This is a genomic window from Streptomyces flavusporus, from assembly GCF_046267975.1.
Lineage (GTDB): Bacteria > Actinomycetota > Actinomycetes > Streptomycetales > Streptomycetaceae > Streptomyces > Streptomyces flavusporus.
The window spans coordinates 8532966-8550337 of sequence record NZ_CP176503.1 but is presented as its reverse complement, the minus strand read 5'-3'; the positions used below and the strand labels follow the sequence as shown (position 1 = coordinate 8550337).

Genomic DNA, 17372 nt, shown 5'->3' with positions numbered 1-17372 from the left:
GGGATTCCTTGCGGTCGTGGCGAGGCGGGGGTCGGTGGGGTGGTCCGGGCGGCGGTCACCGGGTCTCCTGTGATCGGGTGACCTGCTCGGTGAGGGCCTTGGCGAGGGTGCGGAGCGTGCCGTACGTCCACATGAGGGTGGGCGACAGGCGCAGCCCGAAGGCGGCCTCGAGCCGGTTGCGGAGTTCGAGGCTCATCAGCGAGTCCAGGCCGAGGGACTCGAACAGGGTGTCGCGTTCGAGCCGTTCGGGGGTGAGGCGCAGTACCTGGGCGGCGAGTTCGCGGACCTTGGCCTCCACCAGGCCGTGGCGCGCCTCTTCGGGTGTGTTCAGCAGGCTGGTCGCGAAGGCGCTTCCGGCGGTGACGGTGCCGTCGTCCTGAAGGGCCTCGTGCAGGGCGCGCCAGGCGCTCAGCGCCACCGTGTCGGGGGCGGCCTCGAACCACCGGCGCAGGTCGAGGGGGACGTAGCCGTCGACGGGCCGGTCCTGGGCGAGCAGGCGGGTGAGGGCGAGCCATGCCTCGTCGGCCGGGAAGCTGTCCATGCCGCGGTCCCCGAGGCGGGCGCCGGCCTGTTCGCTGCGTGCGGCCAGACCGATGTCCGCGAACGGCCCCCACTGCACGCTGAGCGCGGGTAGTCCGCGGCGGCGGCGCAGTTCGGCGGCGGCGTCGAGGTAGGCGTTGGCCGCGGCGTAGGCGGCCTGTCCCGGGTTGCCGACGAGGGCCGCGACGGAGGAGAACAGGACGAAGAAGTCTAGGGGGTCGTGCTCGGTCGCGGCCTCCAGGCTGAGCACGCCGGCGACCTTGGGCTGCAGCACCTTGGCGAGCTGACGCGGCGTCATGCGCCCGATGGTGGCGTCGGAGACCACACCGGCCGCGTGCACGACGCCGCGCAGCGGCGGCAGGCCCTGTTCACGCAGGCCGTCGAGGGCCTGGCGTACGGCGGTTCGGTCGGCCACGTCGCAGCGCGGGGTGTGGACGACGGTCCCCCGGGAGCGCAGGGCCGCCAGTCGGGCGGCGGCCTCCGCCGTAGGGGCGGACCGTCCGACCAGGACGAGCGTGCCGGCGCCCTGCGCCGCGAGGAACTCGGCGAGGGAGAGGCCGAGGGCGCCGAGGCCGCCGGTGATCAGGTAAGCGCCGTCCGCACGGAACCGTCCGTCGGGGAGGGGTTCGGGCGCGACGTGAGCGACACCGGTCAGCCGGGTGAGCACGAGCCGGGAGCCGTGCGGGTCGTGGTCGAGGTCGGCGGTCGTACCGGTGGCGCGGGAGCAGTCGTACGTGTGCAGGGGCGGGGCGGTGACCCGCCCGTCGGCGGCCAGCGCCCAGACGTCGGCGAGCAGGCGGGCGAACAGGGAGGGGCGGCGGACGCGCAGCGCGTCCAGGTCGACCGAGCCGAACGTGGCGCCAGCGGGCAGCGGCCGTTCGTCCGGGGCCGGGTCGGGTGCGGCCGCCCGGGTGATGTCCTCGACATAGCGTCCGTCCGGTGCCAGAAGCTCCCAGGCGTGGGAGGCGGTCGCTCCGCCACGCGGGCCGAGGACCACGTCGACGCCTTCGCCGCCGGTGGCCACTGCGACAGCCGACGGCCAGTCCGGATCAGCGGTGTCGAGGACCTCGTGGGCACCGGCGGCGCGCAGCGCGTCGCCGTGCCGGGGCGCGTCGCCGACGACGACCAGGGGGGCGGCGCCCCGGCTTCGGGCGATCTGTACGGCTGCCAGCGCGTCGGGCAGGGCCGGGGTGTGGATCAGTACGGTGTCGCCCTCGGCCAACCGGCCGACATGGGTCAGCGCATACCAGGCGGTGACGGCTGGGAGGGTCAGCGCGGTGGCCTCGGTGTCGTCGAGCCGGTCGGGCAGCCGGACGACATGGGCGGCCTCGGCGAGGACCTGCCCGGCGAGGGCGCCGAGCGCCACGGCGGCGACCCGGTCTCCGGGGTGCAGCTCGGTCACGTCGGGTCCCACCGCGCTGATCCGGCCGGCGCATTCGCGGCCGAGCGGCAGGGTCCCGGGGGCCTGCCCGGCCCGGATCCCGGCGAGGTCGCGCAGGTCGGCGGGGGACACGGCGGCGGCCGTGGTCTCGATGACGACCTGGCCGGGGCCGGGCACCGGCGGTGTGTGCGGGAGGAACTCGGCCGTCGTGGGGGTGCCCCTGTGGGCGACGCCCAGCCGGAAGGGCTGGGGGCCGGTGCGCCAGGCGGGGCGGGCGGTGCCGTCGGGGCCGGTCGCGTCGCTGCCGCGGACGATCCGGGCGGCCAGCCGCCGGTCGCCGCGCAGCGCGAGCTGGTCCTCGGCACCGTCGGCGAGCAGGGCGCGGCTGCACTCCTGGGCCCAGTCAGGGTGGGAGCCGTCCACGTCGACGAGCCGCGGCCGCAGTTCGGAGTGCTCGCGTTGCAGCACCCGCCCGTAGCCCCAGTACAGGGCGGCACCCGGATCGGGCGTGTCGGTCGCCGTGACGCTCTGGGCCCGGTCGGTGAGCACGGTGAGCCGGGGCAGCGAGGGCAGTGCCGCGCAGACGCGGACCACGGCGGTGAGGTGGGCGAGTCCACGCTGCTGGGCGTCGGGACCGACACAGGCGCGCGGCGCGAGGAAGACGATGCCGTCGATGTCGCCCGCAATGGAGTCCTCCGGCCGGGCGAGGTCACCCACCGGGGTGACCTCGGCGCCGGCCGCGCGGAGGGCGGCGACCAGGTCCTGGGTGCCGCCCGTGCTGCCGCAGACGACCCAGTGACCGGCTCCGGCCCGGTCGGCGTCGTCGGCCTCCGCACCGGTGACATCGGCCCAGTGGACGCGGTGCAGCCGGTCGGCATCCGCATTGCGGCCGTCCGAGGTGGGCAGGGACCGCAGGACCAGGCCCTCCATCACCAGCAGCGGACGCCGGTCGCCGGCGAAGAGGCGGACGTCGACGGTGCCGTCCGGTCGGCGCAGGACGTGGGAGTGGAGTTCGGTGACGGGTGCGGTACCGGCGGGCAGCACATGGACGGCGCGTACGGCGGTCGGCATCAGCGCCTTGGAGCTGTCGTCGAGCAGCAGGGCGACCTGGAGCGCCCCGTCCCACAGCACGGGGTGCGGGACCCGGGGCCGCAGGCCGGCCCAGAGCTCCTCCGGGAGCCGGATCTCGCCGAGGGCCTCGTCGCCCGATGGGTGCCGCCGCAGGGCGCGCACCGACCGGAATGCCGGCCCGTAAACCTGGCCGCGGGCGGAGCAGCGGCGGTAGAACTCCTCGGGGTCCTCGGCCGGGACCTCGTCGGCCCAGCCGGGGAGGTCGAAGGTGCCCGGGGCGTCCGTGCCGGATCCGGCGCCAGCGGTCGCGACGACGTCCCACTCGGCGGCACCGGGCGGCAGGGACAGCAGACGGAACGTGCCACCGCCGCCGGGCGTGTCCTGCCACTCGGTGGTGAAGCGGACCGGCTCCGCGCCGATGGTCACCTCCTTGCGGAAGGAGACGTCGACGAGCCGACCGGGCACTGTGCCCGTGCGGGCCAGCGCGGTGTGCAGGGCCAGGGCGAGCATGCCGGTGCCCGGGAGCAGCGCGGTGTCGTACAGCCTGTGGTCGGTGAGCCAGGGCTGGGTGACGGGGGACAGTTCCAGGGTGCCGTGCCACACACCGGGGCGGCCGGGGGCGGGTGTGAGCGGTGCCTCGAATCCCTGGGCGGCGTCGCCGGTGCGGCGGTTCTCGGCGGGCCAGAAGCTCTCGCGCTCCAGGGGATAGGCGGGCACCGGGAAGCGGCCGTCGCGGGGCAGTGTGCCGAAGGGTTCCAGGCCGGCGGTATAGGCGCGGGCGAAGGCGTGGGCGACGTCCCGGGTGCCGCCATGGCCGCGGCGCAGGGTGGTGAGCAGCGCGAGGGGTTCCTCGCGTACGGCCACCTGCTGTTCGAGCGCCGGGTGCAGGACGGGATGCGGGCTGATCTCCACCACGTGGGTCACGCCGCTGTCGAAGAGGGCGTCCATCGCGGAGACGAACTCGATGGGCTCGCACAGGTTGCGGACCCAGTAGTCGGGGCCCAGGGCACCGCCGTCGACGATGCGGGCCTCGACGGTCGACATGAGGGGGACGTCACCCTCGGCCGGCCGGATAGGGGCGAGCCTGGTCATAATGTCCTCGCGCAGGACGCCCATGCCGGCGCTGTGGGAGGCATAGTCGATGTTGACCAGGGCGCAGTAAGTGCCCTCGGCCTCCAGCAGTTCCTTCAGCGCGAGGATGTAGTCGCGGTCCCCGGACAGGACGCAGGCGTGCGGGCCGTTGTGCGCGGCGAAGGAGACGAGCTCCTCGAACCCCTCCAGGGCGCGCTCGGCGGCCTCGCGGTCGAGGTCGACGGCGAGCATCAGTCCGCGGCCGGACACCCGCTGGGCGATCAGCGCACCGCGGCGGGCGAGGATGAGGGCGGCGTCGTCCAAGGACAGGGCGCCGGCGAAGGTGGCGGCGGTGATCTCGCCCTGGCTGGTGCCGAGCACGACGTCGGGGGTGACACCGGCGGCACGCCACAGCTCGGCCAGGCCCAGGGACATTGCCCACAGTGCGGGCTGGAGTACGTCGGTGCGGGTGGTCCAGTTATCCGCGATCCCGTCGGAGCCCGCGCCCGCGTCGGGGGCGAACACGTCGGTCAGGTCCCAGTCGACGTGCGGGGCAAGGGCCTTGGTGCAGCGGTCGACGACCGAGGCGAACAGGGCGCTGTCCCGGTAGAGGGCCACGCCCATCTCCCGCCACTGCGAACCCTGCCCGGGGAAGACGAAGGCGGTGCGGCCGTGCGGCACGGCCCGCCCGGTGACCACCGCGGTGTCCGGGGCGGCGGCGGGATCGTCGAGGGCGGCGAGGCCGGCGGCAGCCTGCTGGAGGTCCTCGGCGACGAACGCGGCCCGCTCCGGGAAGTGGTCGCGGCGCCAGGCGAGCGTGCCGGCCAGCTCGGCGGCGTCGGGCTCCCCGGAGGCGCTGAGCGCGTCCTGCAGTTGGGCCGCCCGGCGGGCGAGCACCGGTGCGCGCTTCCCGGACAGGGTGATCACGGGGGGCAGTGCGGTGTCGTCGGTCCAGTCCCGGCCGGCTGTGGGCGCGGTCTCCGGCGGGGACGAGACGACCACGTGGGCGTTGGTACCGCCCCAGCCGAAGGAGTTCACCCCGAGGTGGACCGGGCCCTCAGCGGGCAGGGCGAGCGGCTCGCGGAGCACGCTCAGATTGAGGTCGTCGAACGGGATGTCGGGGTTGAGCTCCTCGGCGTGCAGGGACGGCGGGACCGTCCGGTGACGCAGGGAGAGCAGGACCTTGATCAGTCCGGCGAGGCCCGAACTCCCCTCCAGGTGACCGATGTTGGTCTTCACCGAGCCGATCGGCAGCGGGTCGCCGGCCGGGCGGGCGCGGCCGAGGACCGCGCCGAGCGCGCCGGCCTCCGTGGGATCGCCGCGCTTGGTCCCGGTGCCGTGGGCCTCGACGTACGACAGGGCGGCGGCCGGCACGGTGTGCTGCCCGTAGCTGCGGCGCAGCAGGTCCTCCTGACCCTCCTGGCTGGGGCTGACCAGGCTGTGGCCGCCTCCGTCGTTATTGGTCAGGGTGCTCACCAGGACGCCGTGCACACGGTCGCCGTCGCGCAGGGCGCGGCCGAGCGTCTTGAGGTACACGGCGGCGACGCCCTCACCGCGGACGAAGCCGTTGGCGGACTTCGCGAAGGAGGCGCAGCGACCGTCCGGGGAGAGCCCGCCGAAGTGGGTCAGGCCGATGCTGACGTGCGGGTCCATCATCAGGTTCGTGCTGCCGACGATGGCCGCCTCGATGTCACCGGCGCGCAGGGCGCGGGCGGCCAGGTCGAGTCCGACGAGCCCGGAGGAGCAGCCGGTGTCGACGGCGAGGCTCGGGCCACGCAGCTTCATGAAGTACGACAGCCGGTTGGCGAGGATGTCCCGGCCGGTGCCGACCAGGGAGTGGGAGGTGTGGAGGGCACCGCGCGCCTTCCTGAGCAGCTCGTAGTCGTGCCAGACGGTGGCGACGTAGACCCCGGTCCGCGAGCCCGCGAGGTCGCTCGCCCGCTGTCCGGCGTCCTCCAGCGCCCGCCAGCCGACTTCGAGGAGCAGCCGCTGCTGGGGATCCATGGCGGCCGCCTCCCGCGGGGAGATCCCGAAGAACCCGGCGTCAAAGAGGTCGATGTCGTCGAGGAAGCCGCCGACCGCCGGGATGCGCAGCCGGGGGTCCAGTTGCACGGAGGCGTCCCACCGGTCGGGAGGCACCGGACTTATCGCTTCCTGGCGGTTCATCAGGAGGTGCCACAGGCCGTCGACGTCCGGGGCTCCGGGGAAGCGGCCGGCCATGCCGACGACGGCGATGAGTTCCTCGGGATCGGGTGTGGAATGCGCGTTCATTCGCTGCCTTTTCGTCCTGGAAGGATTGACCGGGCTCGGCTTGGGACCTCACACGTGGTGCCGACGGCGTCGTGGGCGCGGACCTCGACAGTCCCCGAACGGGACCGGATATCCGTGAACTCGTCTGGTTCCAGGCTATGAAGAGCGCCGGACCCGGGAGAACCCCCTGCCGCGCGGAGCGGAGGGTTCTCCCGGTACCCCCAGACGCGGGCATAGGGGGTGCAGCGGTCGGCTATTTCCCGGCACGCAGCCGCATGCGGACCAGCCCCTTGCTCGCGTTGATCATGCGGGGGCCGATCTCCGGCGGAGCGTCCCTGCGGCACCAGCGTGCGTTCATCGCCATCTTGGCCGGCGACATGGCGAAGCAGCGGGTGTCGCGCTCGCCGAACTTGAACGACGGCGCGATGAAGTCGGCGTCCCGGACGTAGGAGAGGATCTTCCGGGCCGCCTCTCCGGGGTTCTCCGTGCCCTGGTCGACGGCCTCGCACAGCTCCCTGGTGAGGTGGCCCATGCGGTTGAAGCCAGCGCTCACGGGGAGCGGGGATCCGGGGTGCCCGTGCTGTTCCAGCTCCCGGAAGACGCCGTCGTCGCCGGTGCGCTCGAACCGGTAGTAGGCGTCCTCCAGCATGACGTTGCCGAGCATGGTGCCCAGCATCCAGGTGCGGTTGACGGCGTTCCACAGCTCGTAGTCGCGGAATCCGACGAAGGAGCTGTAGACGATGTCGTCGTGGAAGTCGAACAGGCCCTGCTGGAGGTCCTCCAGGTAGCCGAACCGCTCCATGGACCAGTCGCCGTCCTTGCTGGCCGCGATGAGGCGCCAGCCGAGGGCGTTGACGAGTTCCATCGTGTTGGTGAGGCCGCGGGAGTACAGGGCGTCGATGAAGCCGGCCGCGTGCGAGGTGAGGCAGAACCGCTCGCCGACCACCTGCTTGGCCGAGTACTGGAGCCTGCCCGTCGACACCCAGGGGCGGACCGCCTTCGCCTCGCGGAACTGGTGCGCGATCTCCGGGAACCGGGCCAGGAAGTCGTCGAACTCCTGCTGCGGGGTGCGGTCGTCCTTGGGGTGGACGCGAGGATCCAGGGTGAGGCCCACGCTGCACAGCGGGTTGAGCGAGTCGGGGTTGTTGTCGAAGGGGATGAGACCCACAGCCAGCCGCCGTCGAAGACGTGGTGCAGGGTGCCGTGGTGCCAGGGGTTGGGCTGGTCGTGCCTGCGGGCTGCCGGTGCCTTGTCGAAGGCCTCGACGCCGATCATGTGGGTGAACAGGCAGCGGGAGTGGGTCCTTGCCCGGGTGGGCGTCTCGCGCAGGGCGAACTTCTCGGCGAGCGGCGAGCGGAATCCGCTGCCGTCGACCACGTAGTTCGCGCGGAACTCCTCGCCGTTGTCGGTGCGCAGGACCACGCCGGTGTCCGGGTCGGTCTCGACGTCCACGATTCGGGTGCCGAGCCGCGGGTGGGCGCCGTACTTGACGGCCACGTGGAACAGGTATGCGTCGATGTCCTGGCGGAACAGGTGGGTCTCGGTGCGCAGCACGGAGGGGACCACCAGCTGGTTGATCTCCTGCCAGTTCTGCGAGGAGCCCTCGCGGTGGTAGACGAAGCCGAAGTTCTGCTTCTGTCCGCAGTTGCGCGAGACGTGCTCGCGGATGCCCTTGAAGCTCGACAGCGCGCGCAGCTCGGGTACCTGGTAGCGGTCGGCGATGAGCCTGGTCATGCCCGAGGTGTAGGGGATGGTCGACTCCCCCACCGCGAACCGCGGGTGGGTTCCGGCGTCAAGGAGCAGCACCTTCACGCCGTTCCGTGCCAGGACGGCGCCCAGCATTCCTCCGGCCATGCCGCTGCCGAGGATCGCCACATCGTATTGGTCACTGCGCTTCATGGAGTTCCTGACCCTCCTCGTGGGGTGGTGGTGGCTGCCCGTGACGGGCAGCGGGACCTGGGCGGTTCACCCGGCCAGGGCCCGGTCCTGGCGGAGATCGCCGCGGGCACGGACCCCGAGCTTGCGGAAGATCCGTGTCAGGTGCTGTTCGACGGTGCTGACGGTGACGCCGAGCCGTGCGGAGATCTCTTTGTTGCTGAGCCCCTCGGCGGCCAGCGAGGCGACGCGCTGCTCGGCCGGGCTGAGCAGGTCCAGGGCCTGCGTCCGCACCGCATCGCGCGCGCCTGGCGGTGCGATCCGGGTCGGCAGCATGTGCTTGAACTCTGTGGCGAGGGCAGGTGCGCCGCACTCGTCGGCCAGTTGCGCGGCCCGGTCCACAAGCGCGTCGGCCATGGTGCCCCGGCCGGAGCGCAGATGTGTGACCCCCAGCTCCGCGAGGGCCCCGGCGAGCTGCAGCCGATCCCCGGACTGCTCCAGGATGGCCGTGGCGCTCTTCAGCAGCGTACCCCGCTGCGAGGGGCGGCTGGCGGCGGCGAGGACCCTCAGGGAGATGCCACGGGTACGGGTCAGCGCGTCCCCGGCCAGGTCGAGCTGCTGCCGGGCCAGGGCGTGCGCCCGGTCGGTGGCGCCCAGGGCCAGGAGGGCACACGCGGCACCCGACCGCCAGGGGATGAGGGACGGCTGGTCCAGTCCCCATCTGCGCATCAAGGAACCGCAGTTGACGAAGTCGTCGAGGGCGGCACGGGGTTGCTCCGTGGCGAGGTAGTGGTGTCCGCGGGCGTGCAGGTAGTACAGGCCGAACCGGCTGTCGAACAGCCCTGGCGGAAGGGGCACTTCCAGGTACTCGGCCGCCGCGTCGCGGTCGCCGAGATCGGTGTTGGCCTGGATCAGGTTGGCGAGCGGTCCGCCGATGCACACCCCCCAGCTCTCCACGGGGATCCGCGCGAGGGCGGTCTCGGCCAGTGCGCGGGCCTCGCGCGGCCTGCCCTGGCGCAAGGCGATGCCGGCGCGCAGCGAGGAGAACTCGGCGATCCACAGCGGGACCCGGCGACCGCGCGCCTCGGCGAGCCAGTGGTCGCACCAGGCTGCGGCGGCCGCCGTCTGGTCCGCGAACAGCAGTGCGGACACGGCGCACGTCAGCCACTCGTGGGTGCTGCGGCCCAGCCGCATGGCCCGCATGGCCGCCTCCGCGGTGTCGACCACGCCCTGGCGGGGGCCGTGCCGCAGCACGTCGGAGAGGGCGGCCGCGCCGCGGGTGCGCGGGTCGCCGGCGAAGGCGACATGCCGTGCGGTGTTGTTGTCGGCCCCGCCGCCGGGCACCAGCCCGGGGTAAGTGACGGAGAGGAGTTCACGGGTGGCCCGGGCCTCGGCGGCGGCCAGCGGGTCGGTCATGCCGGCGTCGCGGCGCCCGATCCGCTCGACGGCGTCCGCGGCCTCGACGTACCGTCCGTGCCACAGCAGGTACTTGGCGAGCACGAGGGCGTACTGGTCGGGCAGCCGACCGTCCCGGAGGGCGTCGGCGAGTTCGACGAGGTGCCGCGCGCCCATGGTGGGGTCCAGCACCCAGGTGGCGCCGGCCAGCAGGGCCTTGAGCCGCAGCTGCTCGCCGTCGTCCCGGCAGTGCCGCAGGGCGACTTCGAGGCACAGCCTGGCCTCTGCGGGGCGGCTGGCGGCCAGGTGCCGTTCGGCGGCGTCCCGGAGCTGGTCCACCGCCCAGGGGGCGGTGGACGTCCCGGCCGCGACGAGGTGGCGGGCGACACCGATGACGGGGGCGCCGCCTTCCTCGTAAAGCAGTTCGGCGGCGCGGTGGTGCAGTACGGCACGCTCCTCACCGGTGCAGCCGGCCAGGGCGGCGGCCGCGGCGGCCGCGTGGCGCAGCCTGCCGTCGGCGACCAGGCCGGCGTCGTCCAGCGCCCGCAGGCCCCGGCTCAGCACGGCCTCCTCGACCCCGGCGAGGCGGGCCACGGTCTGCGCCGTGGGCCGGTCCTCGTGCAGGACGGCGAGGGCCTGGGCAACGTGCAGCAGAGCGGGCCAGCCGCGGTGGAGGCAGCCGGTGACGGCGTCCAGAAAGGCGTCGCCGACGACCAGGCGCCCGGCGGCGTGGGTCGTGTCGGCCGCGCCGTGCCTGCTGTCCTCCGCGAGCGCCCTGGCCAGCAGCGGGTTGCCGCCGCTGACCGAGTGGCACTCGGCGGCGAGCCGGGGGGCGAGGATGGCACCGACGTACGGGACGAGGACGGCCTCGACCCCGTCGACGGAGAGCCGCCGCAGGGCGAGGGGCCGGTGTTCGGGGCGGCGGTGCAGTTCCGCGCGCAGTCGGGGGTCCGCCGGCCGGGAGAGCCCGCGCTCGGTCATGACGAGGGCGAGGGGGGCGTCGGAGAGCCGCCGGATCAGCAGCAGGACCCAGTGCAGCGACAGTTCGTCCATGAACTGGACGTCGTCGAGGCACAGCAGCAGGGGGGTGCGCCGGGCCTGTTGCTCAACGGCGGCGCACAGACTCTGCAGGGTGCGCCCCGTCTCCGCGTCGAGGGTGTCCGGTCCGAGCCGGGCGACCGTGCCCGCGGTGCCGCGCGGAGCGCTGTCGGCGCCGCCGGTCACCCCGGCCGGCACCGCCCAGTCCCCGAGCGCCGGATCAATGTCGCGCAGCAGCTGCCCGAGCACCGCGCCCGGGGTGTGGCGTTCGACCAACGAGCCCGTCGCGCCGCGCACTTCGAAGCCGAGCTCCTTCGCGATGTCGCCGATCGCGGCGAGCAGGGCGGTCTTGCCGCAGCCGATGCCTCCGGTCACTAGGGCCACCTGCCCCGCGCCGCGGGCGCTGCGTCGGATCATGTCGGTGAGTGAGGTGAGCTCCTGGTCCCGCTCGACCAAGTGCATGTGCGGTCATCCCTTCGGTCCCTGTGCCGTTCTGTCCGCGCGCCCGCGCCGCCGCGGGACGGTTCCTACGGGGCCGCGCTGATCCGTTCACGGGGCGTGGTCTCGTCGGCCGCGGTCACCGACCGCCCGACCTTGATGCGGCTCAGGAGCGGGCCGGTCATCACCGTCGTCACCACGGCCATGACGACCATGAGCGAGTACAGCGAGTTGTCCAGCAGCCCGAGTTGGAGACCGACGCCGAGGATGACCAGTTCGGTGAGACCGCGGGTGTTCATCAGGGCCGCGAGGGTGGCGGCGGGCCGGGGGGCCAGTTTCGTGGCACGGGCGCCGAGATAGGTGCCGCCGAACTTGCCGACGATAGCCACCAGGAGGATCAGGGAGAGTTCGCGCAGCCCGGTGAGACCGACTCCGCCGAGGTCGACCTGGAAGCCTGCCACCACGAAGTACACGGGCAGCAGCACCGACGTGAGATGGCTCGTGCGGTCGTGGATGTCGACGCGCAGAGCCTGCGCGCGTTCGCGGGGCACCACCAGCCCGAAGAGGAAGGCGCCGAAGATGTGGTGCATGCCCATCGCCTCGGTGGCCGCGGCCGACAGCAGCGCGCCGACCAGGACGACAGCGAACTTGAGCGGTCCGGGTTCGGCGGCCTTGTTGCCGGGGGTGAGGAAGCGGCGCAGCAGCGGCCGGACGACGAAGAGCATGACGGCCAGGTAGGGCACGGTGAGCAGGACCAGCTTGTGATTGCCCTCCGCGCCGACCGACGCGTTGACCGCGGCCAGCGCGGACCAGGCGACGACGTCGACGAACGCCGCCGTGGCCAGGGCGATGCCGCCGATCGCGGTCCGGGTCAGCCCTCGTTCGGCGAGGATGCGGGCTAGCACGGGGAACGCGGTCACGGACACGGCGAGCCCGATGAACACGACGAAGGTCCCACGGTCGGTGGGCTCGTGCCCAGGCAGCAGGGCGAAGGCCAGCCCGATGCCCAGCAGGAAGGGCACGGCGGTCGAGCCGACCGCCGCTGCGACGGTAGTCCGGCCGTGGCCCTTCATCATGTTGCCCTCGATCTCGAGGCCGACCACGAACATGAAGAGGGCGACGCCGAGATTCGCCACGCCGGACAGCACGGGCCGGACGTCGTCGGGAAAGAGGGTTTCGCTCAGCACTCCGTCGAGCAGGGTCGGACCGAGCAGCACTCCCGCGAGGATCTCGCCGACGACCGGCGGCTGCTGAATACGCGATGCGAGGTATCCGAGTCCCCGCGCCATAACGAGAATGATCGCTAAATCGAGGAACAGGATTTGTAACTGATGACTGTTCATTTCCCCCGGCCTCATCTTCGATTGCAGAACGTGTCACATACGAAAATGGTGCTGGGGCAGCCGTCACACCGACCCGGCGGCTGCCCCAGGAAACTGGTTCAGGACTGCGTCGACTCCGGCGTCGAGTTGTCCGCGATCAGGTCGTCCAGCGTGATGTTGAATAGCGGGTGGTTTCCGCTGAGACCGGAGATGAGGGTGACGAAGTCGTCGGCGGGCTTCCGCTCGTGTTCCGGGTCGATCATCTCCTGGGCGAGGCTGTGGTAGAACTCCTTGTATTTCGTCTGGTCGTAGAAACGCTCGACGAATTCCCGGATCTCGTCGAAGAACCCGGAGTACGCGGTGGCGTACCGGTCCAGGGCCTTGGTCTCGATCTCCGGGTGCTTGATGACCTGGTCGACGATCTTGGCGAGCGTACTGCCGGCCATGCAGGCGAGGGCGACGCCCGTGGAGAACAGCGGGTCGACGAAGGCCGCCGTGTCGCCGACCAGCACCCAGCCGTCGCCGTAGAAGCGGTCCGAGTGGTACGACCAGTCCCGGGCGGTGCGGAAGCCTGCCGACTGCCGGGCATTGCCCAGCATCTTCTTGAGCTTGACCGTGCGGTCGCGCTGCTCGTGGAACAGCTCCTCCAGGGACTGCCCGGACTCCCCGGCGCTCGCCACGCGGGTGACGTACCCGACGCTGATGGTGCCCTTGTCGATCGGGATCGCCCAGAACCAGCCACCGTCCAGGCCCTCGATCAGGATGTTGGTGTACTCGTCGCCCTCGAGGCGCTCGCAGTTGTCGTAGTACGTCCACACGGCGACGTTGCGCAGCTGGTCGTGCCACTTGACGTCGGTGTAGCGGCGGCTGAGCACGCGGGCCTGGCCGGAGGCGTCGATGACGAGGCCGGCCCGCACCTCGCGTATACCGTCCATGCCGCGCAGGGCGTAACGGACACCGACGACGCGGCCGTCCTCCTCAATCGGATCCTTGACGGTGGCGTCCTCGACTATGTGCGCGCCGAGTTCGCGGGCCCGGTCCAGGATGAGGGCGTCGAGGTCGGCACGGCGGGTGTGGAAGGCATAGGGGTGCTTGCCCTTGAGGAAGGCGAACTTCCACGGCACCTGGTTGTTGCCCCAGACGAGACTTCCGCCGTACTTCCGCTCGAAACCGCGCTGGTCCATGCGCTCGGTGAGGCCGAGTTCCTCCATGGGACGCATGAACGCCGGGATGAGCGACTCACCGACGTGGTAACGCGGGAATCGCTCCCGGTCGAGCACCAGAACACGGTGTCCACGCTTTGCGAGGAGGCCGGCCGTCGTAGCTCCGGCCGGGCCTCCTCCGATAATTACGACGTCGTAGTCGGCGGAAATACCGTAAAGACTTGACGACATGCTGTGACCTTCCCCTAGACCCTGAAGCGGTGCGGAAGCTACGCGGGATTCGGCGAATTCAAGCCCCCGCCGTATTGCGCTTCGCCAGTCTGCATTGAGTCACCTGGAGAAGGTCTGCAACTCTTCTGGATAGGTTCTGGTCGTCTCCTACAGACCGGCCTGCAGGACTCTCGACGCGCCGATGGCGAGGTCCCAGAGGTGGTCCCGCGGCCGCCCGGCCGCCGCCCAGGCGGCACGGACCCGGTGCAACGGCTCTAGCGGCGGCTCCGCGGACAGCAGGAAGGTCGCCCAGTGCATCGGCGCCATGATCGTCGCTCCGAGGTCCTCGCAGGCCTGTACGGCCTCCTCCGGAGAGGTGTGCACGGACCGGAGCATCCAGCGTGGCTCGTAGGCGCCGATCGGTAGGATGGCCAGATCGATGCCGGGGTAGCGCCGGCCGATCTCCCTGAACCAGTGACCATAGCCCGTGTCACCCGCGAAGTAGACCCGGCGGCCGCCCTGGGCGGTCAGCATCCAGCCGCCCCACAGACTGCGGCAGGTGTCGGTCAGTCCGCGTCGGCTCCAGTGGTGGGAGGGAACCAGGTCGAACCGGACCGGGCCGAGCGGTCCTGGCAGCTCCACCGCCTCCCACCAGTCGAGTTCGGCGACCTCGGTGAACCCTCGGCGGCGGATCCACGCGCCGAGCCCCGCCGGTACGAGGAGGGGGGTGTCCGGCGGCAGCCGGTCGAGCGTGGCGCTGTCGAGGTGGTCGTAGTGGTTGTGGCTGATGACGACGGCGTCAAGGTGCGGCAGCTCCCGCCACGGCACACCGACCGGGGTGACCCGTTCCGGGGTGCCGACGATCCGGCGCGACCACACCGGGTCGGTGAGCACGGTGAGGCCGCCGACCCGTAAGACGCAGCTCGCGTGCCCGGCCCAGGTCAGGGACAGATCGGTGAGTGCGACGTCGGGGACGGGGGCGGGGTCGACGGGCAGTTCGTCGAGCTGGGCGAGCGCCTTGCCGGGCGGGCGCAGGCGCTGGCCGCGCAGCGCGAGGCGGACGAAGTCCGTCACCCCGGGCAGCGGGGAGGTGAGCCGGTCGGCGAAGGAGGCCGGCCATCTGCGGATCTCGCCGAACGGGCGCGGCGGCGACAGGGGCGGGCGGGCGGGAGTGGTCATCGGAGGTCTCCATCGGTCACACGAGGGCGACCGGCCCCGGCCCGCCCTCGGTCACTCTCGGGTGCGCGGGGGCGGGCGGGGCCGGTCACTGCAATGCGGGGGACGGCCTCAGGCACGAGAGGGCATCACAGAAGGACACCGCCGAGAACCGCATCGATCATCTCCTGGATCTGCTCGTCGGTCAGCGGCTTGCCATGGCCCAGGAACAGACGCAGGATCACCACACCGGCGAGCATGTCCACGACGGCGGTGAGGTTGACGTCCTGGCGGACCAGCCCGTCGGCCCGGCCCCGGACGAACACCGCCTCGACGGCGTCGCGCCAGGGACAGACCCAGGTGTCCATGTGGCTGGACGGGAAGTTGGGATCGCTGACCGCCTGAGCCGCGAGGTGCGGCAGAAGCCGCCCCTCGGGCGCGTTAAGCAGCCCGTCTCGAAGCCAGCGCGTCATGGCGAACAGATCCTCGTGAAGGTCGCCGCTGGGCTCGACGTCGAAGTCGGCCATCAGCGTGTCGAGTGCGCCGATGATCATTTCTTCTTTCGAATGCCAGCGCCGGTAGACGGTGGCCCTTCCCACTCCGGCCCGGCGGGCGACCTGTTCCATGGTCAGCCCCTGGAATCCGGATTCGCCCAGCACTGTCACTGCGGCCCGCAGGATCGCGGCGTCCGCGCGGTGGTTGCGCGGCCGCCCGATGGGGCTGGGTGCGGCCTGTCGACCTTCACGCGTCTCGTACATCTATCCCGTCAGCCTTTCGATATGGCCACTGTCGTAGACCGTGCACGCTCCGAACACATCATCGTACGTGCTCCGTCACGGGCGGGGAGGACTCGGACGAGGTCGAGGCTGCGGCATGTTCCGCGCCTCGACGCGGCATCCAGGCAAAGACCACCGCGGCGAGGGCGAAGACCACCACGGCTCCACCGATCAGGGCGGCGTCCATGCTGTCCACGTAGGCCCGGCGAGCGGCGTCGGCGAGCTCCTGTCCCTGAGGGCCCAGCTTCTGTGCGATGGTCAGCGCGGCGCCGACGGTGTCCTCGGCGGCATCGGCGGCCTCCGCGGGCAGACCGGCGACGGCCGGCTTCATGTCGTCCCGGTACCCCGTGCTGAGCACGCTGCCGAGCACGGCCACGCCGATCACACCACCGACCTGCCGGAAGGCACTGGTGATGCCGGACGCCTCACCGGACTTGTCGTCGGAGGCGGTGGCCAGCGCGGCGTGCATCGCGATGGCCAGGGTCAGGCCGATGCCGATGCCGAGCGGCACCTGGCAGGCGGCGACGGCGAGTTCACCGGAGTTGACGTCCGTAGTCGAGAAGACCAGCAGCCCGACGGCCATCAGTGCCAGCCCCGCCACCACAGGTCCGCGTGGGCCGACCCGCGGGGCGAGCCGCTCGGCCGTGCCCGCTCCGACCATGACGGCGAGCACCACCGGAAGCATCCGCACGCCGGTGCCCAAGGAGGAGTTGCCGAGGACGGCCTGGAGGTAGGGGCTCAGCATGAAGAGGAAGCCGGTCATCGCGAAGTGCACCAGCAGCAACGCCGAGATGGAGGCCCCGAAATACCGGTTGCCGAAGGACCGCACGTTCAGCAGCGGGTGCGGGATGCTCCGCTCGCGCAGGATGAACAGGATCAGGAACACCACGCCGGCCGCAGCACCGCCCAGCGTCCGGCCGCTCAGCCACCCCTCCTCCGGCGCCTGGGTCAGCGCGAAGGTGACGGCACCGAGCCCGATAACGGACAGCACGGCGCCCTGCCAGTCGAAGGCGTGCTCGCGCACGCCCCGGTGCTCGGGGAAGAGATAGAAGCCCGCGGCCATGGCGGCGGCCAGGATCGGAATGTTGATCAGGAAGACCGATCCCCACCAGAAGTGCTCCAGCAGCCAGCCGCCGGCCAGCGGGCCGATCGGCAGGCCGAGAGCGACACCCGCGGACCAGATGGCCAGCGCGCGCGCCCGCTCCTGCGGAGCGAAGAGAATCGGCAGCATGGCGAGGGACACCGGGGTGACGATGGCCGCCCCCAGACCCATCAACGCCCGCCCGAGGATGAGTTCACCGGAGCTGTCCACCATCATCGCGTAGCCGGAGGCGAGGCCGAAGATCGCGAGTCCCGCCAGCAGAAGCCGCTTGCGCCCGATGCGGTCGGCGAGCACACCGAACGGCAGCATCAGACTCGCGAACACCAGCAGATACGCGTTGTGGAACCACTGGAGGTCGGAGTTGGAGGCGCCCAGCGCTTCGACGAGCTCGGGCATCGCCACATACAGAATCGTCGCGTCCAGGCCGTTGACCAGAACGCACATCACCAGAACGGCCAGTGCCCACCAGCGCTTCGGGCTGGTCCACATTGCGGATGCAGACACAGCTCCCCCCTTTCATAGTTTTGATACGAGACTGACTCGTATCAAAACACGAGCCCACCAGCCCCGCACCCCCTGAAGTCG

General features: G+C 71.8%; 8 protein-coding genes and 1 pseudogene. All 9 read right to left on the bottom strand.

The features are described from left to right. Nucleotides 1–55: 55 nt before the first annotated feature. A complete protein-coding gene (locus ACKTSN_RS40250; protein ID WP_409473583.1) occupies nucleotides 56–6334 on the bottom strand; it encodes a type I polyketide synthase in 6279 nt (2092 codons plus the stop codon). Nucleotides 6335–6566: 232 nt separating this feature from the next. After that, the gene (locus ACKTSN_RS40245; RefSeq protein WP_409473582.1) at nucleotides 6567–7481 is read right to left on the bottom strand and encodes an NAD(P)/FAD-dependent oxidoreductase; all 915 of its coding nucleotides are present in this window, start codon (nucleotides 7479–7481) and stop codon (nucleotides 6567–6569) included. A gap of 170 nt (nucleotides 7482–7651) precedes the next feature. Further along, a pseudogene (locus ACKTSN_RS40240) lies at nucleotides 7652–8155 on the bottom strand (NAD(P)/FAD-dependent oxidoreductase); the annotation flags it as partial. Between the two features lie 123 nt (nucleotides 8156–8278). Then, entirely contained in the window at nucleotides 8279–11083 is a 2805-nt protein-coding gene (locus ACKTSN_RS40235; RefSeq protein WP_409473581.1) for an AAA family ATPase, read from the bottom strand. A 65-nt stretch (nucleotides 11084–11148) separates the two neighbouring features. Further along, nucleotides 11149–12348 (bottom strand): cation:proton antiporter, encoded by a 1200-nt coding sequence (locus ACKTSN_RS40230; RefSeq protein ID WP_409473580.1) that lies wholly within the window; start codon nucleotides 12346–12348, stop codon nucleotides 11149–11151. 152 nt (nucleotides 12349–12500) lie between these two features. Continuing rightward, nucleotides 12501–13775, bottom strand: a complete 1275-nt coding sequence (locus tag ACKTSN_RS40225; protein WP_409473579.1) for an NAD(P)/FAD-dependent oxidoreductase — start codon at nucleotides 13773–13775, stop codon at nucleotides 12501–12503. A 147-nt stretch (nucleotides 13776–13922) separates the two neighbouring features. Then, complete coding sequence (locus ACKTSN_RS40220; RefSeq protein ID WP_409473578.1) at nucleotides 13923–14933, bottom strand: MBL fold metallo-hydrolase; 1011 nt, start codon at nucleotides 14931–14933, stop codon at nucleotides 13923–13925. Between the two features lie 125 nt (nucleotides 14934–15058). Continuing rightward, on the bottom strand, nucleotides 15059–15667 hold the full coding sequence (locus ACKTSN_RS40215) for a TetR/AcrR family transcriptional regulator (RefSeq protein ID WP_409473577.1): 609 nt from the start codon (nucleotides 15665–15667) through the stop codon (nucleotides 15059–15061). 58 nt (nucleotides 15668–15725) lie between these two features. Continuing rightward, nucleotides 15726–17291, bottom strand: coding sequence for an MFS transporter (locus ACKTSN_RS40210; RefSeq protein WP_409473576.1), 1566 nt, complete (start codon nucleotides 17289–17291; stop codon nucleotides 15726–15728). Nucleotides 17292–17372 lie beyond the last annotated feature (81 nt).